The sequence below is a fragment of the Lysinibacillus sp. GW823-FHT02G10 genome, from assembly GCF_058797135.1.
Genome location: NZ_JBXAJI010000008.1, coordinates 42,098 through 63,413, shown reverse-complemented (window position 1 = coordinate 63,413; position 21,316 = coordinate 42,098). Strand labels below are relative to the sequence as shown.

The 21,316-nt window shown below is 36.8% G+C and carries 21 protein-coding genes and 1 riboswitch; of the genes, 15 read left to right on the top strand and 6 right to left on the bottom strand.

Going from position 1 to position 21,316, the window contains the following annotated elements:
* The first annotated feature begins 113 nt into the window (after positions 1-113).
* Positions 114-199, top strand: a riboswitch (cyclic di-GMP riboswitch).
* A 105-nt stretch (positions 200-304) separates the two neighbouring features.
* From AC1RFD_RS19565 to AC1RFD_RS19550, 4 genes are all read left to right on the top strand, one after another.
* Positions 305-2,056: a methyl-accepting chemotaxis protein gene (locus AC1RFD_RS19565; RefSeq protein WP_328025614.1), complete on the top strand. Its 1,752-nt coding sequence runs from the start codon at positions 305-307 to the stop codon at positions 2,054-2,056.
* The gene (locus AC1RFD_RS19560; RefSeq protein ID WP_009374257.1) at positions 2,046-2,798 is read left to right on the top strand and encodes an SDR family NAD(P)-dependent oxidoreductase; all 753 of its coding nucleotides are present in this window, start codon (positions 2,046-2,048) and stop codon (positions 2,796-2,798) included. Before AC1RFD_RS19565 ends, AC1RFD_RS19560 begins: the two co-directional genes overlap by 11 nt.
* Before the next feature lie 21 nt (positions 2,799-2,819).
* Positions 2,820-4,310, top strand: coding sequence for a sodium:solute symporter family protein (locus tag AC1RFD_RS19555; protein ID WP_048394850.1), 1,491 nt, complete (start codon positions 2,820-2,822; stop codon positions 4,308-4,310).
* A 137-nt stretch (positions 4,311-4,447) separates the two neighbouring features.
* Positions 4,448-5,122, top strand: coding sequence for a hypothetical protein (locus AC1RFD_RS19550; protein WP_054548995.1), 675 nt, complete (start codon positions 4,448-4,450; stop codon positions 5,120-5,122).
* A gap of 56 nt (positions 5,123-5,178) precedes the next feature.
* Here AC1RFD_RS19550 and AC1RFD_RS19545 read toward each other — a convergent pair whose 3' ends face one another.
* Both AC1RFD_RS19545 and AC1RFD_RS19540 read right to left on the bottom strand, forming a co-directional pair.
* On the bottom strand, positions 5,179-6,873 hold the full coding sequence (locus AC1RFD_RS19545; protein WP_492475200.1) for a methyl-accepting chemotaxis protein: 1,695 nt from the start codon (positions 6,871-6,873) through the stop codon (positions 5,179-5,181).
* Between the two features lie 262 nt (positions 6,874-7,135).
* Entirely contained in the window at positions 7,136-8,131 is a 996-nt protein-coding gene (locus AC1RFD_RS19540) for a M23 family metallopeptidase (RefSeq protein WP_319839652.1), read from the bottom strand.
* A gap of 212 nt (positions 8,132-8,343) precedes the next feature.
* On the opposite strand from AC1RFD_RS19540, the gene AC1RFD_RS19535 reads away from it, so the two are divergent.
* From AC1RFD_RS19535 to AC1RFD_RS19525, 3 genes are all read left to right on the top strand, one after another.
* Complete coding sequence (locus AC1RFD_RS19535) at positions 8,344-10,239, top strand: PrkA family serine protein kinase (protein ID WP_066038234.1); 1,896 nt, start codon at positions 8,344-8,346, stop codon at positions 10,237-10,239.
* A 264-nt stretch (positions 10,240-10,503) separates the two neighbouring features.
* On the top strand, positions 10,504-11,661 hold the full coding sequence (gene yhbH, locus AC1RFD_RS19530; RefSeq protein WP_048394843.1) for a sporulation protein YhbH: 1,158 nt from the start codon (positions 10,504-10,506) through the stop codon (positions 11,659-11,661).
* Positions 11,662-11,705: 44 nt separating this feature from the next.
* Positions 11,706-13,109, top strand: a complete 1,404-nt coding sequence (locus tag AC1RFD_RS19525) for a SpoVR family protein (RefSeq protein WP_492475199.1) — start codon at positions 11,706-11,708, stop codon at positions 13,107-13,109.
* A gap of 201 nt (positions 13,110-13,310) precedes the next feature.
* Here AC1RFD_RS19525 and AC1RFD_RS19520 read toward each other — a convergent pair whose 3' ends face one another.
* On the bottom strand, positions 13,311-13,724 hold the full coding sequence (locus AC1RFD_RS19520; RefSeq protein WP_492475198.1) for a hypothetical protein: 414 nt from the start codon (positions 13,722-13,724) through the stop codon (positions 13,311-13,313).
* Between the two features lie 195 nt (positions 13,725-13,919).
* Here AC1RFD_RS19520 and AC1RFD_RS19515 point away from each other — a divergent pair, with 195 nt between their 5' ends.
* Entirely contained in the window at positions 13,920-14,795 is an 876-nt protein-coding gene (locus AC1RFD_RS19515) for a radical SAM/SPASM domain-containing protein (RefSeq protein WP_048394836.1), read from the top strand.
* Positions 14,796-14,836: 41 nt separating this feature from the next.
* Here AC1RFD_RS19515 and AC1RFD_RS19510 read toward each other — a convergent pair whose 3' ends face one another.
* Positions 14,837-15,226: a helix-turn-helix domain-containing protein gene (locus tag AC1RFD_RS19510; RefSeq protein WP_004225641.1), complete on the bottom strand. Its 390-nt coding sequence runs from the start codon at positions 15,224-15,226 to the stop codon at positions 14,837-14,839.
* Positions 15,227-15,437: 211 nt separating this feature from the next.
* Here AC1RFD_RS19510 and AC1RFD_RS19505 point away from each other — a divergent pair, with 211 nt between their 5' ends.
* Complete coding sequence (locus AC1RFD_RS19505) at positions 15,438-16,091, top strand: restriction endonuclease subunit S domain-containing protein (protein WP_387256488.1); 654 nt, start codon at positions 15,438-15,440, stop codon at positions 16,089-16,091.
* A gap of 44 nt (positions 16,092-16,135) precedes the next feature.
* Here the strand turns inward: AC1RFD_RS19505 and AC1RFD_RS19500 are convergent, their stop codons facing one another.
* Positions 16,136-17,809, bottom strand: a complete 1,674-nt coding sequence (locus tag AC1RFD_RS19500; RefSeq protein WP_492475197.1) for a ribonuclease J — start codon at positions 17,807-17,809, stop codon at positions 16,136-16,138.
* Positions 17,810-18,019: 210 nt separating this feature from the next.
* Between AC1RFD_RS19500 and AC1RFD_RS19495 the strand changes: the two genes are divergently transcribed.
* On the top strand, positions 18,020-18,787 hold the full coding sequence (locus AC1RFD_RS19495; protein WP_048394830.1) for a DUF2935 domain-containing protein: 768 nt from the start codon (positions 18,020-18,022) through the stop codon (positions 18,785-18,787).
* Between the two features lie 39 nt (positions 18,788-18,826).
* Here AC1RFD_RS19495 and AC1RFD_RS19490 read toward each other — a convergent pair whose 3' ends face one another.
* Positions 18,827-19,321, bottom strand: coding sequence for a L,D-transpeptidase family protein (locus AC1RFD_RS19490; RefSeq protein WP_048394827.1), 495 nt, complete (start codon positions 19,319-19,321; stop codon positions 18,827-18,829).
* Between the two features lie 133 nt (positions 19,322-19,454).
* On the opposite strand from AC1RFD_RS19490, the gene AC1RFD_RS19485 reads away from it, so the two are divergent.
* From AC1RFD_RS19485 to AC1RFD_RS19465, 5 genes are all read left to right on the top strand, one after another.
* Positions 19,455-19,688, top strand: a complete 234-nt coding sequence (locus AC1RFD_RS19485) for a hypothetical protein (RefSeq protein ID WP_048394826.1) — start codon at positions 19,455-19,457, stop codon at positions 19,686-19,688.
* Between the two features lie 44 nt (positions 19,689-19,732).
* Entirely contained in the window at positions 19,733-19,942 is a 210-nt protein-coding gene (locus tag AC1RFD_RS19480; protein WP_004225632.1) for a YczO family protein, read from the top strand.
* A 12-nt stretch (positions 19,943-19,954) separates the two neighbouring features.
* A complete protein-coding gene (locus AC1RFD_RS19475) occupies positions 19,955-20,152 on the top strand; it encodes a hypothetical protein (protein ID WP_054549000.1) in 198 nt (65 codons plus the stop codon).
* A gap of 78 nt (positions 20,153-20,230) precedes the next feature.
* On the top strand, positions 20,231-20,419 hold the full coding sequence (locus tag AC1RFD_RS19470) for a cysteine-rich CWC family protein (protein WP_054549001.1): 189 nt from the start codon (positions 20,231-20,233) through the stop codon (positions 20,417-20,419).
* A 102-nt stretch (positions 20,420-20,521) separates the two neighbouring features.
* On the top strand, positions 20,522-21,106 hold the full coding sequence (locus tag AC1RFD_RS19465; RefSeq protein WP_004225628.1) for a DUF305 domain-containing protein: 585 nt from the start codon (positions 20,522-20,524) through the stop codon (positions 21,104-21,106).
* Positions 21,107-21,316: the final 210 nt, after the last annotated feature.

The following is a 21,316-nucleotide window of genomic DNA, read 5'->3' as shown; positions in this document are numbered from 1 at the left end:
GAATCATAATTAAGTAATTTATATAATTATTAATGAAGGAACAGCTAGTATAAAATATGTATGTTTTAAGTAGAGAGCATTGACTACTTTTACCTACTGTGTTAATTTTGGTAGGGAAATATAGGCAAATTTACTGAAAAGTAAAGACGCAAAGCTACAGGTCTAAGGCAATAAATGCTATGGCGGCTGGGTTGCAAAAGAGTGCTAGTTGTATCATTCTCATTCTAGTTTTTGTTCTTTTATGCCTATTTCTTTTGAAATAGGCATTTTTTTGCAAGTAAAGTTCAAAGGAGGAAAAGGGGAAATGAAGTTGTTAAAAAACACATCATTAAAAAATAAGCTTTTACTAACAGTCTCTATCGTTGTATTACTGCTTATCGCTATTATTACGACGCAAAGTATTAGTGAATTGAATAATCGGATGAATGTGGATTTGGAGCAAGAATTAAAAAGTGTTGGTTTATTAACAGCTATGAACTTAGACAGTGATGAAGTAAAAGATTTGCTGTCCGAAAAAGGGGAAACAAACGCAAAGTTTACAAAGATCCAAAAGCAACTTGATATGATTCAGGACCAGCAAGGTATTATGAGCTGGAGTTATATTTGGGATGTCAAGGATGAGGGTGGCGTCAATCCAATTGGCTATACCTCTAATCTAAATGAAGTATATGAAGCCGGTGAAATTTTTACTGATTTAGCGGATGAACATGTAGAAACAGCAAAATTAGCTATTGAAAATAATAGTACAGAGGTAACTGATATATTCGAGGATCCTTTTGGTTCTTGGAGAACGGTTTTTAGTCCTATTAAAGATGATAATGGCCAACTGATTGCCCTATTAGGGATTGATTACTCCGCTGATTATATCAATACGATTATTAAAACAAGTGTGATTAAGCAAATTGTCATTGCCATTATCGGCATTTTAATTTTATTAGTTTTAGTTTACATAATTATAGATCGACTATTAAAGCCACTGAAAAAAGTAGTGAACGTTGCCAATCAAGTGGCAAATGGTGAATTAATAGATGTGGATTTAGAGACATCAAAGGATGAAATTGGTAAATTATCTGAATCCATTCGTACAATGGTGGCTAATTTGCAACATATTATTTTAAACATACGCAATACATCCAATCACGTTTCTTCAGCAGCCAATCAATTAACGGTACATGCTGGTGAAACTTATAACAGCTCAACAAATATTGCACTAGACATGAATCAAATTACACAAAATGCTGAGGCCTCGATGACCATGACAGAGGAAACAGCTGCTGCTATGGAAGAAACTGCAACAGGTATTCAGCAAATTGCTGATTCTGCAAATGTAGCTGCGGAATCCTCTATTTCAGCATCACAGGCTTCTGAACGAGGCAATGAAGTTGTACAACAAGTTATTGCTCAAATGGAGTTAATTAATGATTCTGTTGAACAAATAGGGACAACCATTAATGGACTACATGTTAATACTAAAAAAATAAGTGAAATTGTTAGCTTAATTACTGCTATAGCTGATCAAACAAATCTATTAGCTTTAAATGCTGCGATCGAAGCGGCACGAGCAGGTGAACACGGTAAAGGCTTTGCCGTTGTTGCGGATGAAGTGAGACGCTTAGCTGAACAATCCTCTCAATCAGCAACAGAAATTTACAATTTAATTAGTTCTATTCAGTCTGATTCAAACGCTTCTATCACAGTTATGGAGAGAGGCAAAGAGGATGTTAAGGTAGGGATGGCATTTACCAATGAAGTAGGCGAAATCTTTAAAGAAATTCTTACTTCCTCAGAAGAAGTAGCTAGCCAAATACGTGAAATTTCAGCAGCTTCACAACAAATTTCTGCATCCTCAGAAGAAGTGGCGGCATCTGTTAATAATATTAAACAATCTGCAGAGCAGTCAGCAGAGTTCTCTTCAAATGTCTCGAATTCTACACAAGAGCAATTATCTACCATGCAGGAAGTAAAGGATGCCTCTTCATCACTGGGCAAAACAGCAGAAGAGCTGCAAGGTCTAGTGGCAAAATTCAAATTGGAGAATGATCATAATGGACATTAATTTTACAGGAAAAAATGTTTTAATTACAGGCTCTAGTAAAGGAATCGGTAAAGCAATTGCTTTAGGCTTTGCGCAACATGGAGCCAATATTTTAATTAATTATATTGGGGATGAGCAAGAGGCAGAAGCTGTACGTGCAGAAGCAGAAAAGTTGGGTGTGAAAGCTTTAATATTCCACGCAGATGTTTCTAACTCTCAAGAAGTACAAGCGATGCATCAATTTATGGACGAGCATCTTGGGAATCTTGATATTCTTGTAAATAACGCTGGATTTGCACAGGGTTCCAGCATTACAGATTTAACGGATGAGCAGTGGGATCGTATGATTAAAGTTCATTTATATGGCTGTTTCTATAATTGCCGTGAAGCAGCAAAAAGAATGAAGGAACGTAATACAGGAAAAATCATCAATATTTCATCTGATATTGGTAGCTTGGGTTGTGAAGAATTCACGCATTATTCAGCTGCAAAGGGTGCTATTAATGCTTTTACAAAGGCTTTAGCAAGAGAATTAGCACCTTCTATACTTGTCAATGCAGTTGCTCCTAGTGGAACATTTACGGACATTCTACAAGAGTTTGGCGATAACTATGTGGAGGAAGAATCCGCAAAATATCCATTAAAACGTTTAGCACAACCAGAAGAAATTGCGAAAAGTGTATTATTTTTAGCCTCTAATCATGCTGACTTCTATACAGGTCAAATTTTAACGCCAAATGGTGGGGTCGTAATGAACGGTTAATGGAAAACGAAGGAGTAAATAATGTTAAATATTATTATCTTTTGCTTATACTTATTATTTATCTATTATATTGGCTATAAAGGCTATAAGCGTGTCAACACAGCCGAGGATTTAATTGTTGCTGGCTGGAGCATGCCTTTATCCGTTGTAACGGGTAGTTTAGTCGCTGCATTATTAGCAGCTCCCTTCTTTTTTGCAGCGGTAGGCTCTGGCTATACAAGTGGTGGCTTTGAAGGTTCGGCAACAATGGGTGGTTTAGGGACTTGTATGATTCTTGGAGCACTCATTTGGACAAAGCCATTACGACGTTTAAAGGGCTGGACATTAGCAGATTACTACGGTTTACGCTATGGCAGTAAAAAGCTAGGAGCCTATACAGGGGTTGTTATGGCAATTGCTTTTGGAGTTTTTAATGCAGCGGCGTTAACAGTTGGTGGAACGTATATTATTCAGCAATTATTGCAAATTGATTTTATACCTGCGGCGCTTCTATTTGTATCGCTAACGGCTATTTATTCAGTTATTGGTGGTTTATGGGCAGTAGCCTATACTGAAATCGTACAAGGTGCGCTTGCAGTGGCAGGTATTTTGGGTATTACCATTTTTATTTTGTTTTACTATCCAGACGTTACATTTAATCCCGAGTGGTGGAATATCAGTACATTATTTGAGAAGGCAGGAGCAGAATTCTGGACTTTGTATCTTGTACTAGCACTTGGAGATATCCCTGCAGTTGACCTTGGGCAGAGGGTAGCTGCTGCAAAAAGTCCACGGGTGGCACAACGAAGCATGATTATTGCTGGTATTATTGTCATTGCAATTAGCTGGATTCCAGGGATGCTAGGGGAAGCCTTTAAGTCTATTTATCCTGAAAGCACAAACCCAGAAACATTGATGCTTACCTTTGCACAAGGTTATTTTCCTCCTTTATTAGCAGCTATTTTCTTAACAGCCATGGCAGCCATGGGGATGTCTACAGTAGCTGCATGTTATGTAGCGACTTCAGGGATTGTCACAAAGAATATTTATTTAGATTTTATTAATCACAATCCTGATCCTAAGAAGCTATTAAGATTTTCGCGATCTATTATTCTAGCTAGTGCTTTATTAGGTTTAGTGCTAGCTGTAAGCTTCCAAAAAGTAATTGATTTAGCTTATTTAGCTTGGGATATTATATTCGTAACAATATTCTGGCCAATCGTTTTAGGACCATTTTGGAAACGTGTCAGTACACCAGCAGTTTGGGCAAGTATTTCCGTTGGCTTAGTTTATTACATTGTGACATCACTAACATTCGTACCTAGTCTGACAATCCAATCAGAAGGCTTCATAGGTCTATTAAATGAATTATGGCAGGCTCCTGTATTTTCAGGTGTTGTTATAACTGGTATCACAATTGTCGTGGTGAGCATACTCGTTCCGCCATCTGAGCATGTTCTTGAGATGCATAAAATAGAAAAAGATAAAACATTAGACGACGTAAGTAGTAAAGAAGAGCTAATTGGTCGTTAAAAGCAAAAGCACGGATTCATTGTAAAGTTCAATGAATTCGTGTTTTTTATTAGAATGAAACGATAGAATCAAGAATACTATTGCTAGTACATCATCTGAATTTTTCTAGTGATTATCTTGATAAAGGCGGGAATTGGATGAAAAATATTTTCTTCATTTTATTAGGGATTGTCTATCTTTATCTAGCAAATGCCATTGAATTAGTCATTATTAAGCAACTATTTTTTTTAATCGGGCTGGCTTTAGTCGGTCTAGGGAGTATCCGTTATTTAAAAGAGCGTTATATTGCCATACAAACTTTGACAGCCATGACGGAAGCTAGTGAGGAGGAGATAATGGCTATTCCTCATACACAATGTACAGTTTCCAATGATGCTTTAAATGCTTTACTGTTAAATGAACAGACAAACATGCTTATTTTCGCCCGAAGAGAAGCTTTAGACGAAGAACTAAAAATTATAGAGGTTCCATTTAACAGAATATATGAGGTTGCCATCATGGAAGATGAAGTATTTACGGTTAGAACAAAGAATCATCTAATGAGTGGTTCCTTACTTGCTGAAGCAGATGAAATAGAAGAAGAGGAGGTAGAAGAAGATACAATTTCACAGCTATCGCTAAAGTTAGTAGTAGATCATTTATCAGAGCCTATTCAAGAATATATGTTCATGGATAATAGTGAAGATCCCATATCAAAAGAGGAGGATGACTATAAAGAAGCCATAGAGCTTTGTGAGAAATGGTTTCAAAAGATAAGTGTTATTATTAAACGTCATGAACTGGAACGAGTGCCAATAAGTCATTGGCAATAAGAGAGAAGGCTATCTCAAAATAGAAAAATTTGAGATAGCCTTTGTTGTTTAGATGATTAAATTTTAAATTGCTGTAGCTGCGTATTTAACTCTTCGGCCATTCCAGCAAGCTGATTTGCACTTCTAGCGATTTCATCCATTGTAGCGGCGGTTTCCTCAACAGTTGCTGTTGTTTGCTCAACGCCAGCAGCGGATTCCTGTGAAATGGAGGCCATATCATCAATAGAAGCATTAATGGTTTCCGAATTTTGAGCAAGCTGATTTAAATTCGTTGTAATCGTTGAAATATTAACTATCATATCCCCAACAGCATCAGAAATTTTTTCAAATGTTTCATTAGTTTCATCGAGCTGTGTGGTTCCTCTTTTTACTTCCTCATAGCCAGTCTGAAGGGCAGATGTTACATTGCCAGTTTCACCTTGAATACGCTGGACAATTGTTGCAATATCCGTGACAGAGAACTGTACTTGCTCAGCAAGCTTTCGGACTTCATCTGCCACAACAGCAAAGCCCTTGCCATGCTCACCTGCTCGTGCTGCTTCGATTGCTGCATTTAATGCAAGTAAATTTGTTTGGTTTGAAATATCATCGATAACTGACACTAGCTTGGATATTTCGGCAGACTGTTCATTTAAATTTTCTACCTTTTTCACAGAGTCTAATACAATTTCATTTATTGTAGCCATTTGTTTGGTAGATTGCACCATTAAACGTTTCCCTGAAACCGTTAATTTTTGAACATGACTAGAATGTTCGCTTAATTCAATGCCCTCTTGTGTAGTTTCATGAATGCTACGCTTAAATGCTGTCATTGTTTCTGCCAAATCACCTGTGGTAGATGCTTGTGTTTCTGTACCAGATGCCAGCTCTTGCATCGTTACTGTAATTTGCTCAGTACCTGCTTGTACCTCATTCGATGATTGAGCAAGTTCTTCACTACTAGCTGCTACTGTTTCAGAAACCGAGTAGATAGACTGGATCGTTTGTTTTAATTTTTCGTTCATGTCATTGGCTGCTACCATTAATGTTCCAATTTCATCTCGGGCTTTTACAGGCAGAGGCTCTAGTTGCAAATTTCCATCTGCTAATTCTTTCATCCGGTCGGCTACTACTGTAACAGGTTTAGAGATGGTACTGGCTGTGATAAAGGCAATTAGAATACCAGCTATAGTTAGAATCAAGCTAAAGGCGATACCAATTGTTCGATTCTCAGAGCTAGTTGATACAACATCATTACCGACATCTGTAATGGCTTTAGCTCGTTCATCTGCCAGTTTTTCGTAACCATATCGCACTTTCGTTACGAGTTCATGTGTATCCATTAAATTTTCTAAAGCTAATTCTTTATTGCCCTTTTGGTAGATATCAAATACCTCTGTATTGACAAGGGTACTCCAATCACGAGCGATTACTACAAGTTGATCGCGTTCATCTGATTTTTCATATTTGTCTAGAATAGCATTATTTTCCTCAGCCATTTTGCGATACTCATCAAATGATTCTTTGTATTTTTCGTCGCCTGTCAACACATAATTTAACGCTGCAGATAGACGGACACTCATAGAGAGTGCTAAATTTTTACTTGCATTTAAAACAACTAAATCTTCTTTCACTAAATCTTTTGCCTGTTTTTCCATATTTGTATTGGAATTGTAAGTGTAGGTTGTAAAGCTAACTACTAAAACTAACAAAAGAATAAATGCACTTAAAATTCGTGTTTTAAGTGTTTTAAACTTGATAATGCCTTTCATTTTCCCATCCCTTTACTATCTCATTGAGAAATTTTTTCAACACAAGTATTATTTTATAACTAATTATGTGTATTAATAAGCCTTTCGATAGAAATATTTAAAAATAGTTTTTTAGTACAATGATATAATTATTTTCCTTTTCTTAATAGTTAAATATATATAGATGTCTAACAACTAATTTATATGTTTATGTAGAATTTCCTATATAGAAAGAAAATACACCTGAAGCAAAATGCTTCAAGTGCCATAAGTAAAGGATTCTCTATTGTTTTTGATTTTTCGCCTGGCGTTCCCACTGTAGAAGGGAAGGATAAGGGTCAAAAGCCCATTCAGTTTTTCCATTAAATTTATAAATACCATAATGGAGATGTGGAGGGAATTTGCCCGATGTACCTTCTTTCCCATATCCAGAGCTTCCAACATAGCCAAGAACAGTACCAGGTTTAACAATTGTACCTACTTCAATTTCCTTATGATAGCTACCGAGGTGGGCATAATAGTGGTAGGAATTATGATTGTCGCGAATACCAATACGCCAGCCACCAAATTGATTCCATCCTTTTACCTCCACTATTCCATAAGAGGTAGATAATACAGGCGTTCCATAGCTGGCAAAAATATCAGTTCCCTCATGAATACGGCGTCCACCCCAACCACGATTGGCGCCCCAAGTGCCCCTGTAACTGTAATCAGAGCGGATATTTAGCGGGAAGGTATGTGCATCAAGTTCTATAGTTTTAAAATGTCTGTACAATGTGGAGATGGTAAATACTTGATTGACGGCTTCTTCGCTTCCGTAATATTCCCATAAAGCTAATTTAAAATCCTCATCAGTCGTTCCAAATTTCCCTAAATAACTAGCCATCGAAAATATGACATCCTCATCATCCTTTGGACTAGCGATTCCATCATGATTACCATCAAGGCCCATTCCTCCGAAATAGCTAATTGTCTCAGGAGAAGTGTCTTCCTTTACAGGATTTAATGCACCTGACCAGTATTCATCAGAAAATTGGATAGCCAAATAGCCTTCTCGTTTAGGGATGTCTTTACGAACTGATTGTAGGTTTCTTTCATATTGATCGATAGCGGCTAAAAAATGCCATGGAATGAGTAATTCATCGAATTGTACATAATAGGACATACGCTGCTGTAAAATTTCTTCTTCTGTAAGATCCTCCTTTGCAAAAGAGACAGAAGGGTACAGCATAATCCCTAAAAATAAAAATGTGAAAAGAAATATAAAATGGCGATGCAATGATGGACCTCCTTTCTAACGTTAGAATAACCGAAATTTTTATCTTCATTCAGTAAGGTTCTATGTATGAAAACAGTTGATATATCCGCAATTTTTTTGCCCCAAAAAATAGAAATAATAAGAAGAAACTTCATCAAAGAAAAAGTAATGGTATCATCATGCCATTAACTTCATACTATGTTATAAATCAAGCCCTGAATGGAGGGAAGGCTATTAACATTTTAGATAAAGTGAAAAACTATCGCGAAGAAGAAAACAGGCTGAAGTGGGAAGGGACATTTGCAGATTATTTAAACATCATTAGGGAAAGACCTGAAGTTGCTCAAACAGCCCATTCACGCGTCTACAATATGATAAAAAGTTCTGGTGTAGAGGAACGCGATGGGCAAAAAATGTACAAATTTTTCGGACAAGAAATTTTTGGGCTTGAAACAGCAATTGAAAGACTGGTGGAGGAATATTTCCATCCAGCAGCACGCAGGTTAGATGTTAGAAAACGTATTTTATTATTAATGGGACCAGTTAGTGGTGGTAAATCAACTATCGTTACCTTACTAAAACGCGGATTAGAGCAATATTCGCGAACAGATGAAGGTGCAGTTTACGCAATTAAGGGATGTCCAATGCATGAAGATCCGCTCCATTTAATTCCACATCATTTGCGTAATGAGTTCTTTGAGGAATATGGGATTAGAATTGAAGGAAGTTTATCGCCTTTAAATACAATGCGTCTTGAAAAGGAATACGATGGACGCATTGAAAATGTAATGATTGAACGTATTACTTTTTCAGAAGATAAACGTGTGGGTATAGGGACATTTACACCATCAGACCCTAAATCACAGGATATTGCAGATTTAACAGGAAGTATTGATTTTTCTACAATTGGTGAATTTGGTTCAGAGTCGGATCCTCGTGCTTACCGCTTTGATGGGGAGCTGAATAAGGCTAATAGAGGAATGATGGAATTCCAGGAGATGCTAAAACTAGATGAAAAATTCTTATGGAATTTATTATCATTAACGCAGGAAGGAAATTTCAAAGCAGGAAGATTTGCTTTAATTAGTGCAGATGAGTTAATCGTTGCTCATACAAATGAAACAGAGTATCGTTCATTTATTTCGAACAAAAAGAATGAGGCATTACATTCTCGAATTATCGTTATGCCAATTCCCTACAACCTCAAAGTTAGTCAGGAAGAGCATATTTATGAAAAGATGATAAAAGAGAGCGATATGTCCCATGTCCATATTGCACCGCATGCTTTAAAGGCCGCAGCAATCTTTTCGGTTCTCACTCGTTTGGAAGTTCCGAAAAAACAAGGTGTGGATCTAATTAAAAAAATGCGCTTGTACGACGGAGAAAATGTGGAGGGATTTAATTCCGTTGACTTAGAGGAGCTGAAGAAAGAGTTCCCGAATGAAGGCATGAACGGTATTGATCCACGCTATATTATTAACCGTATTTCTTCTGCTATTATCCGCAAAGAGATACCATCGATAAATGCATTAGACGTTTTACGAGCATTGAAGGATGGGTTAGATCAGCATGCATCGATTTCTCAAGAGGATCGTGAAAAATACATGAATTACATTGCGGTTGCTCGTAGAGAATATGATGAGATTGCTAAAAATGAAGTACAAAAGGCTTTTGTGTACTCCTATGAGGAATCGGCAAAAACATTGATGAATAACTACCTTGATAATGTAGAGGCATTCTGTAATAAAAATAAAATTTATGATCCACTTACTGGGGAAGAAATGAATCCAGATGAAAAATTAATGCGCTCGATTGAGGAGCAAATTGGCATTTCAGAAAATGCTAAAAAGGCATTCCGTGAAGAGATTCTCATTCGAATTTCTGCCTATGCACGAAAAGGTAAACGTTTTGATTATAATTCTCATGAAAGATTGCGAGAAGCCATTCAGAAGAAATTATTTGCAGATTTGAAAGATGTCGTTAAAATTACTACTTCTTCTAAAATGCCAGATGAATCTCAACTGAAGAAGATTAATGAGGTTGTGGCAAGGCTTGTTGATGAACATGGCTATAATACAACATCAGCAAATGAGTTGCTACAGTATGTAGGAAGTTTGCTCAATCGATAACTTGATGTTCATTGTTCCAAGTCAGATAGGAGTGTCCCATTTTTAGGGCACTCCTTTTATTATCAGGAGGAGAGATTTATCAACAAAAAGCCCCAGAGGATGTCCGAGACTTTGAATAGAAACTTTAGAGCATGGTCGAAAAAAATCTGGACCCATTGAGGCGTGATTGATAGATATACAATTGATTTTATGAAAAAAGTTCAAAAATTTAGCTCACAAGCATAGTATAGAAAAAGCGAATTTGATAGATGGGTGAGGATAAAAATGACTGAACACGAAAATAAACGCTTTGTCATTTCTCAGGAAAATTGGTCCCTCCATCGTAAAGGGCACCAAGACCAACAACGCCATATGGAAAAAGTGAAAGATGCGATTAAAAATAATTTACCTGATTTAGTTAGCGAAGAAAGTATTGTGATGTCCAATGGTCGCGAGGTTATTAAGATACCAATTCGGTCACTTGATGAATATAAAATTCGATATAACTATGATAACTCTAAGCATGTAGGGCAGGGACAAGGGGATAGTAGTGTTGGAGATGTAGTAGCGCGGGATGGCAGTAAGGCCAATCAGGCTCCAGGTAAAGGAAAAGAAGCGGGTGACAAGCCTGGCCAAGATTATTATGAAGCGGAAGTCAGTATTGAGGAAATTCAAAATGTTTTATTTCATGAATTAGAGTTACCTAATTTACAGCAAAAAGAAAAGGCAGATATTAAAACAGAAAAAATAGAGTTTAATGATATTCGAAAAAAGGGACTCATGGGTAATGTCGATAAAAAGCGTACCATTTTAAATGCATTAAAGCGCAATGCGATGCATGGGAAAGCAGAAATAACGCCAATCCACAATGACGATTTACGTTTTAAAACATGGGATGAAGTGGAGAAACCAGAATCCAAAGCAGTAGTGCTCGCCATGATGGATACAAGTGGCTCAATGGGCGCATTTGAAAAATATTGTGCGAGAAGCTTCTTCTTTTGGATGACGAAGTTTTTACGGTCAAAATATGAAACAGTAGAAATTGAATTTATTGCTCATCATACTGAGGCAAAGGTTGTCACAGAAGAGGAGTTTTTTACAAAGGGTGAAAGTGGAGGAACCATTTGTTCTTCAGCTTATAAAAAGGCATTGGAATTAATTCAGGATAAATATCATCCGTCTCGCTACAATATTTATCCTGTCCATTTTTCAGATGGTGAAAATATATCGATGGACAATGAAAAGTGCTTGAAGCTAGTAGGAGAGTTAATGGATGTATCCAGCATGTTTGGCTATGGTGAGGTGAATCAGCATAACCGATTCTCAACGCTTATGTATACGTATAAAAAAATTGATGATCCTAAATTCAGATACCATATTTTGAGAAAAAAAGGCGATGTGTATGACGCCTTAAAGAGCTTTTTCAAGAAAAGTGAAGAGTAACATGGAAGTATCCTCAGCACCACGTTCAAAGGAGGGGGCGTAAAATGGACACAAAAGAGCTTCATCGTGCAATAGATGAAATTACCGAAATTGCCTCAAGCTTTGGCTTAGATTTTTATCCAATGCGTTATGAAATTTGTCCAGCAGATATTATTTATACATTTGGCGCCTACGGTATGCCCACGCGCTTTTCCCATTGGAGCTTTGGTAAACAATTTCATAAAATGAAGCTTCAATATGATTTAGGACTTAGTCAGATTTATGAGCTTGTCATTAATTCAAATCCTTGCTATGCATTTTTACTCGATACCAATACTTTAACCCAAAATAAATTGATTATTGCCCATGTTCTAGCACACTGCGATTTCTTCAAAAATAATATACGTTTTTCTAATACAAGAAGAGATATGGTAGAAAGTATGACCGCAACTGCGGAGCGAATAGCTGGCTATGAGAGAGAGTATGGCAAGGATGAGGTGGAGCAGTTTTTAGATGCTGTTTTAGCTATTCAAGAACATATTGATCCATCAATTTTAAGACCAAAGCTATCCTGGAGTGAGGAGGATGAGCTTGAGGAGGAAAAAACACAAACAAAATCACCGTATGATGATTTATGGAGTATAGAAGAAAAAGAAAAAGTTTATAAACCAATTCGACGCAGATTAAAGCAATTTCCTCCTCAGCCAGAAAAGGACCTGTTGTTATTCTTAGAGGAACATAGCCGTGAATTGGAAGACTGGCAACGAGATATATTAACAATGATGCGAGAGGAAATGCTTTATTTTTGGCCTCAATTAGAGACTAAAATAATGAACGAGGGTTGGGCCTCATTCTGGCATCAACGAATCATGCGGGAGCTAAAGTTAACTACTGCTGAAACTATCGAATATGCCAAATTAAATGCGGGGGTTGTGCAGCCCTCCAAAACATCGATTAATCCATATTATCTTGGGATTAAAATTTTCGAGGATATTGAAAATCGCTATAATAATCCTACCGAGGAAATGAAACGGTTAGGTGTTTTGCCAAATACGGGACGTGAAAAGATTTTTGAGGTAAGAGAGGTAGAATCAGATATTTCCTTTATTCGAAACTATTTAACAAAGGATTTAGCGAAGCGTGAAGATTTGTACTTGTTCCAAAAGAAAGGGAATGAATACCGTATAACGGATAAGGATCACGAGATGGTTCGCGATCAACTTGTATCCATGCGTGTAAACGGAGGCTTCCCATATATTGTGGTAAAAAATGGTGATTATTTGCGGAATGGCGAGCTATATTTAGTTCATGGCTATGAAGGGATGGAGTTAGATCCACACTATTTAGAAAATGTATTACCTTATATTTACCAGCTATGGGGACGTCCTGTTCATTTAGAAACCTATGTCGATAAAAAGCCGATGCTCTATTCATATGACGGCACAAAAAATTATAAACGCAATGTATAATAAAAAAACTTCTATCTGTTGAGGGTACCATCAAGCAGATAGAAGTTTTTTCATCGTGTTGAAAAACAAAACCATCAATAGTATTTTTGTGAAATGTCAACAATCGGTTGCAGGCTACTTGCTTTCCAGTGGCAGAGCACAGAGCCCCTTCGTGTAAAATGGCCTTTTTTTTGCTACTGACATGATCTTTTTGAAACCAATCTACTCATCTTCTTCAGTTAATACATCAGTTTCTTCATTACTTTCACTATGGTTAGAGGATGAATGAATATCACTTTCAATGACAAGACTATCCCGTACTTTAATGCCTTGTTGCCCACCAGCCTCGTCATTATTATTACCAGCAATACCACTTCTTCCATTACCGTCAGCAAATTGCGAATTGACGTTGCGTGTGTGACTACCGTTACTAGCAATTTGTCCACCTTGGTTGGCATTTGTGCCTACATCATGATTGATTTGGCCTCCGCCTTCTGCACGTTGCTCAAAGTGAAAATCTGTATTTCCTATATTGAATGTGAAGTTTATTGTTATATGATTTTTCCCTTGTTTGTTAGAGGATTCCTGCTCGGGTTCGTCAGGTCCATAAAATTTTTTAGAATTAAAACCAGACATCGTTTCTCCTCCCTTCCTTTCCTATTACTATTAAGATATTAGCGCTTCTTGAACCCACCTGTACGTGTAGCCATGTTACCTAGAGAAAAGGTAGGTGTGTCTAGGGAAAGCTCAACGATTTTTGCTATCTATCCAATAAATTTGTTAAAATGAATGAGATTTGATTATTTAGTGAATGGGAACGGAGAAGCAACATTGAGAACATTTAAAAAGGTTTATATAGAAATTACGAGTGTTTGTAATTTAGCATGCAGTTTTTGTCCACCTACAGCGCGTGCAAAGGGGCTTATAAAAGTCGAACAATTTAATAAAATATTAGATGAAATTCGTCCACATACAAAATATATTTATTTGCATGTGAAAGGAGAGCCATTACTACATCCAAGAATTGATCAGCTATTAGACGCTGCCCATGCAAAAGGATTCAAAGTCAATATTACAACGAATGGTACGCTAATCAAAAAAAATCGCGAGAAAATATTAGGAAAGCCAGCATTACGTCAAATTAATTTCTCGTTGCATAGCTTTGATGGGCATGAAGGCTCTGAAAATCGTGAAAAATATTTAGAGGATATATTGGATTTTGTGCGAGATTCTAGGGAATACAATACGATTATTTCCTATCGTTTATGGAATCTACAACAGGATCATGTTTCGGATGTTGCAGCTCGTCGCAACCGCGAGACTTTAGAAATATTAGAAAATGAGTATCATCTTGATTATCGTATAGAAGAAAAAGTAGAACCTGGTAAAGGGGTAAAAATTGCGCCTCATGTATATTTAAATCAGGATCATGAGTTTAGATGGCCAAGTCTCCTAGAGCCAGAGGATGAAGGTAAGGGTTTTTGCCATGCACTGCGTAGTCAAGCAGCTATATTGGTGGATGGTACCGTAGTACCTTGCTGTTTGGATGGGGAAGGTGTCATTAATTTAGGAAATGTACATGAAAAATCCTTCTCCGACATTGTGGAAGGGGAGCGTGCCAATAAGATTGTTGAAGGCTTCTCAAGAAGAGAAGCTGTGGAAGAATTATGTAGAAAATGTGGCTATCGTCAAAAGTTTGGTATGTAGCTACTAAAAGTTACTTTGAAATAAAAAAGCAGCTCCAATGGTCATTGACCGTTAGAGCTGTTTTTCTTTGATTGAGAATCAATCGTATCTAAAAAATCCTTCGTTATACGAACTACATATTTTACCTCGTCTAAATTTCGTTCTCTTAATAATGAGCGATGAATGTCTAGCATGAGGTTTTTCTCCTCAATATCAGTAACGCCAGATAATTTTTGAAAATTAAATAGCTCCTCAGGGGTAATGTCTAATGCCTTCATGATTGTTTCCAAAGTACTTAAGGTAATATTAGATTGTCCATGCTCAATATTGGAAACTCTTCCTTTACTGAAACCTAACTTCCCTGTTCTTTCAGCCACTTCTTCTTGGCTAAGTCCTTTAGATAATCGAATAATCCGAAGTTGTTCACCTACTAGCTTTAAAAAATCTGACATATGATTCACCTCTATGTTAAAAGCTAGTGAAAAACAATGGAAATGACTATACTATTATAGTGGTATAATAGAGAAAAAGTTACATTAAAATGGTACAATCTTTAGAGTAATACTTTTATCCAGACAAATGACCTAAATAAATAACTAGGTATGCGTTAATGAAGATTGTATTTAGGGTATTAATTGGGACAGAGGATTGGAGGGTTCATACATGGTGAAGCAGTTTTTTTTAGAAGAAATAGCAAAAGTCCAAATTGGTCATTTAATTTTGAACGATCAATGTTTTACTAGGGAAGGTACTCCTTTTATCACCGAAGCAACACTATTGAAATTATTGGTAGATGATGATGCTAGTCAAGTGCCAAAGATTGATCACACGGTTGATTCATTAAATTTGTCACTGGTACCTGCAAAAAGCATTCTTCTCAACAAATTAAATTTAAAGGAAACCATTATTTATCAATGTAAAAAAGCTGTGTGCATCGGTCATGATATCATTGCCATTATTCCAAATGAATCCATTGTTGTTAGTGACTATTTATTTCACTTTTTTAAATGGTATCAAATAAATAAAGAGAGGCGTCATATCCTTCGTTTAATAATTGAATTACCTCCTCTTGATATACAGCATAGAGCAGCTCAACTATTAAACGCTATTCAACATTTATTAATGAATAAAGATTCTTTAGTCACAGCGGTAGAAAAACTTCCACAGTATTTCGATAATGTATCAAAACAAGTAAATCAGCATTCAAAAAACTTACATCATAGCTTTGAACAGCTCCAATATTTATATGCTGATATGTTACATAAGGTTTATAATGGAGATTTCTTAAATAATTCCTTTCAAAGGTTGAGCAATTAACATAAGTCGGTGCAAATGGATTGGGCAATCCTTGCACCGACTTGTTAAATTTCAATAATAATTGGTAAAATCATGGGCTTTCTTTTTGTTTGGGTAAATAAATATTGTCCAACAGCTCTTTTAATTTCTCGGCGAAGGACATGTATTTGCTGTCTGCCCTCTTCTTGAAGCTCATTGACGATTTCTTTGGTAAGCACATTGACTTTAGTTAACAGTGCCTCGAAATCTTTAGCATAAACAAAACCACGTGAAATGGTATCGGGTTCTGAAATAAAAGCTCCGTCAGCTTTATTGAGTGTCAACACAATAACAAGCATTCCGTCTTCTGAAAGTTGCTTGCGATCACGGAGGACAATACCTTCCACCTCACCAATGCCAATCCCATCAACATAGGTATCCCCAGCAGGAATTTTCCGTGTCTGTCTTGCCTTTGAATTTTCAATATCAACTACATCACCATTTTTCATAATAAATGTATGTCCCTTTTGAACGCCAATAGATTCTGCTAATAAACGATGTTGATGTAACATACGATACTCACCATGAATAGGGATGAAGAATTTAGGCTTCATAAACGTCAGCATAAGTTTCAAGTCCTCTTGATGACCATGTCCTGATACATGCATACCTGTATGACTGGAAGAACCATAAATAACCTTAGCACCAAGCTGAAATAAATTGTCTACAATGCGAGAAACGCCCTTTTCATTACCTGGGATTGGTGAAGCCGCAAGAATGACTGTATCGTCTGGTAAAACCTTAATTTCACGATGATTACCATTTGCTATTCTTGCTAGTGCAGCTAGAGGCTCACCTTGGCTACCTGTGCAGAGGACCACGACCTCTTCTGGTGGGAGGTATTTGACCTCTTGTGCATCAATTAACAGATCTTCTGGTACAAATAAATAACCTCGTTCAATCGCGACATCAACGACATTGACCATGCTACGCCCTACTAAAGCTAGCTTCCTATTGGTGGCAATTGCAGCATGTACGATTTGTTGGATGCGATTAACATTTGAAGCAAATGTTGAGATGATTACTTTTCGTTCAGCATGTAAAAAGGCTTCCTCGATATGATGCCCTACAAGTTGCTCAGAAGGGGTCAAACCTGGTCTTTCTGCATTTGTACTTTCTGAAATAAGGACAAGCACACCCTTTGAACCGATTTCAGCCATTTTATGAATATCAGCAAACTGGTTGTTAACGGGCGTTAGATCAAATTTAAAGTCTCCCGTATGGACAACATTTCCTTCAGGGGTAGCTAAAACGATTCCTAAACAATCGGGTATACTATGATTGGTTCTAAAGAAACTAATATCGATTTGTCCTAAATGTAGTGCTGAATCAGCATGAATTTCAATTAAATCCGTTTCTCTTAAAAGTTTATGTTCCTTAAGCTTTAACTCAATAAGTCCGAGGGTGAATCGGGTAGCATACACAGGGACGTTTAATTTTTTTAATAAATAGGGAATTCCACCAATATGATCCTCATGTCCATGTGTGACAATTAATGCCTTAATTTTCTCCTTATTATCAAGTAAAAACGTAATATCAGGAATGATTAAATCAATTCCGAGCAGGGTTTCATCCGGAAATTTTGCTCCACAATCAATAATAATTATGTCATCTGCATATTGTACTACATACATATTTTTACCAATTTCATTTATCCCACCTAGGGCGAATATGGATAATAGCTGTTTACTTGTTGACAACGTATTTCCCTCCTATAGTTTTAAATAAAGCCATCTAAATGGTTTTGCCATAGGTAGTATAGCTTTTAGCATTTCATCCTATACGAAATTTACAGTAAGACTAATTGTATAGCACGAAGAATAGAATGGGGAGATAACAGAAAGCAAAGACAGCTCGAGGGAAGTTTTTTAGTTTATTTCTCTAAAATCAAGATAAGAGGAGGTAGACCTTTGTCAAATTTTGTGCAACATGCTATTTTCGAGCATAGATTTTGGCTAGAAATCATGCAAAACCACGCTCAATTTATTCATGACGCCCTTTATCCCTCAGAAGAAGAAGATATTCAAAGAGCCCATACGTATATTTATCAATTCTCGCAGCTACTTACCTATGTCCCTTCACTCGATGATTCAAATGCTGTATCTTTTTCAGTGTCCGTGGACGACAATGTTGAGCAATTTAAGCAGTTCAAGCTTCGTCTACTCAGACATCAACTATTGGGGGATATTGGGATTCATTTAACGCCTACGTTTGTCAATCATATGGTTAATGAATTAGAAGAATATCAAAATGTGCTGGGTTATTTAAAAAAAGGAGAAGCACCACCTATTTTTCATGAGCTTCATCATCATTTAGTTTGGCTTTTAGATGCCTCCGGTCATGCAGGCATTATTAATGATGATTTAGATGGTGTTGAGAAGCGTTTGAAGCAAAAGAGCCATGAGTTTGCTCAACACTTTGAGCAATTTTATTTAAAGGCTGTTGAATTAACAGGCTATTTACGTACAAATATGAATTCCTTTCCTGCTTTAAAACGCTTTAGTAAAGATGTTGAGCTTGAAATGACATTATTTAAAACATTTTTAAGAGAGCTAGAAGAAATGGAGCTAAGTGCAGAGGTGCTAGGTTCATTTACAGCTCCTATGGCGGACCATATGTGGCGTGAGGAGCAATACTATTTAACGAAGCTCGCACAGGCTAGAGAACAAGATAAGTAAAACAAGAGGCTATCTAAACTAACTAGATAGCCTTTTAAGTTAGGGATGAATCACTACTTCTGTACCTATTGGCACAATACTGGCTAGCTCTTCAACATCTCGATTTTGCATGCGGATACACCCATGTGAAACAGCATGCCCAATAGAGCTAGGATCATTTGTGCCATGAATTCCGTAGTGTTGTTTAGAAAGACTCATCCACATCGTGCCAAAAGGACCACCAGGGTTTGGCGCTTTATTGATGATCATAAAACTACCTACTGGTGTTTCGTGAAGCATGCGTCCAACTGCAATTGGGTATTGTTTTTGAAGGATATTATCTCTATATAAACGGAGCCAGCGATTGTTGGTAGATATCTCAATACGGTAAGGAATTGTGTCGGGCTCAGGCAAGCCAGGGATGACGATTTGTTGACCCATGAAAAGATGATCAGGCTGAATTCCTGGATTAGCAGCGAGAATGGATGCCAAAGATGTACGGTAATCTTGAGAAATTTGAGTTAGGGTTTCACCAGCTTTGACAGTATGAATCAATTATTGTTCCCTCCAATGCAAAGGTTTATTGCTCTACTATATGCATCAGATGTTTTATGTAATTTTAGGAATGCAAGGTTTTTCAGTTTCTGGACAGAATAAGCGGTGACATTCAGGATTAAGGGGCATAAAGATGAAGGAATTTAAAATTACGTATTTTTTTGATGAGGTACATTATGTACGAAGATTCATTTTTATTGAATCGCAACAAGAGGCAGAAAAATTAGTGAAAAATGAACGTGATCAATATATCTCCTTTACGGATAGTAGGGGGATATACCATGAACTGCACACAAAACATGTACGAGTTATTCAAATAGCTGAGTATCATCGAATTGATAAAAGTACGAAAGAGAAAGACACATAATCTGTTCAGCATTACACACATTATAGGAAAAGGAGTGTGACAGAATGGACATCGAAAAAATACCACATGAAAAGAAAATGTTCATGAATTTAAATAGTAAGGACAAGCCTGACATGGTTGAATCAGATACGATTAGTCTTTTCGATCTGCATGAGGATATGCAAACTGTAGATGCCATTCCGATAGAGGAACTCAATAAGCGTGTAAAAAGAGAAGGCGACGAATTAATTGAAATGCAGCCAGATGAATTATAGGAGGTAAAAATGATGAATCGTGAAAAAGACATCCAGTTTACATCTGCAGGCACAAATATTAACGAAGTGAAGCAAAAAAATGCAGAGGCAGGATTATCCTATAATGAAGTGAAGGCCCTGTTAGCAAAAGGTGGCGGACGTGGAACATCTATTTATAGTGACACTGACATTGAAGAAGTAAAACAAGATATACACAAGCATCAACATTAAAGTTTTGGGAGGAGCAAGGTATTGAGCGCTCTTCCCTTTTTATTTTACAATGATGAAAAATAAAGGAGTTGTAAAAGCATGTCAACTGGAGAAATAAAATGTCCATTATGCGGAGGCGAAAACCATTGTGGCGTGGCAAAAGGTGAAAAAGAGTGCTGGTGTATGACAGTTAGCATTCCAGAAACCCTGTTAAATACAGTGCAAAGAGAGCCAAATCTATGCATTTGTTCAACATGCATAGCTACATATAAGAAAGAGGAAGTATAGTTTTTTACGATGATAAAGGTTGGTAAAAATTGAGCAATTGGTACAATTGTCTATCGCACAACAACCTAGCAGGCATACATTACTCTGAAAGGAGTGTGTCTAATGGCTAAACCAATTGAACTCAGTAATGTGACAAAGGCATATTTAGAGGAATATCAGCGAATCCTCAAAAAAATGATGCAGGGTATGACCTACGTAACCATTACTTGTAGTATCTCAGAAAATTTTATTAAGCAAATCATCCCTCATCAAGTTGCAGCAATACAAATGTCTGAAAATGTTTTACGTTATACAACGAATATACCTGTGCAAAATCTCGCCTTAGAAATCATTCGTACACATACAGAAATGGTTGAGAGTCTTGAAGCGATACAAAATCGATGTTGTGTCGTACAAAATTCAGAGTATGAATTATACGAGTATATGTGTGCTTACAAAGAAATTACAGAAGCTATGTTCAACGCAATGTGTGCTCCACCAGTCTCTAATAGCATTAATATCAATTATCTTCGGGAAATGATCGTCCATCATCAGGGTGGTATACGACTGGCACAAAATGTGCTTAGATTCTGCATCTGTCAAGAGTTAATTCCAATCCTACGTTGCATGATTCAAACGCTGTGTGAGCAACTAGAAGCCATGGAAAAGCTACTGGATAGCTTACAAAATTGCGATTGCGAGTGCTAGCACTAACGAGAAGTTTATATGGGAAGAAGGCGCTAAATCAATCTGGATTTTAGCGCTTTTTCTGCGTAAAGACAGTGTTTAACTAAGAAAATAAGAAATTGTCAATAAAGTGGACGGAAAAATAATAAAGTGTAAAGAATTAAATGAGAATCTATTTTTGTTATTCTATTGTTGGTAAAATATATATGTTTTATTAGTTGAAGGTAATGA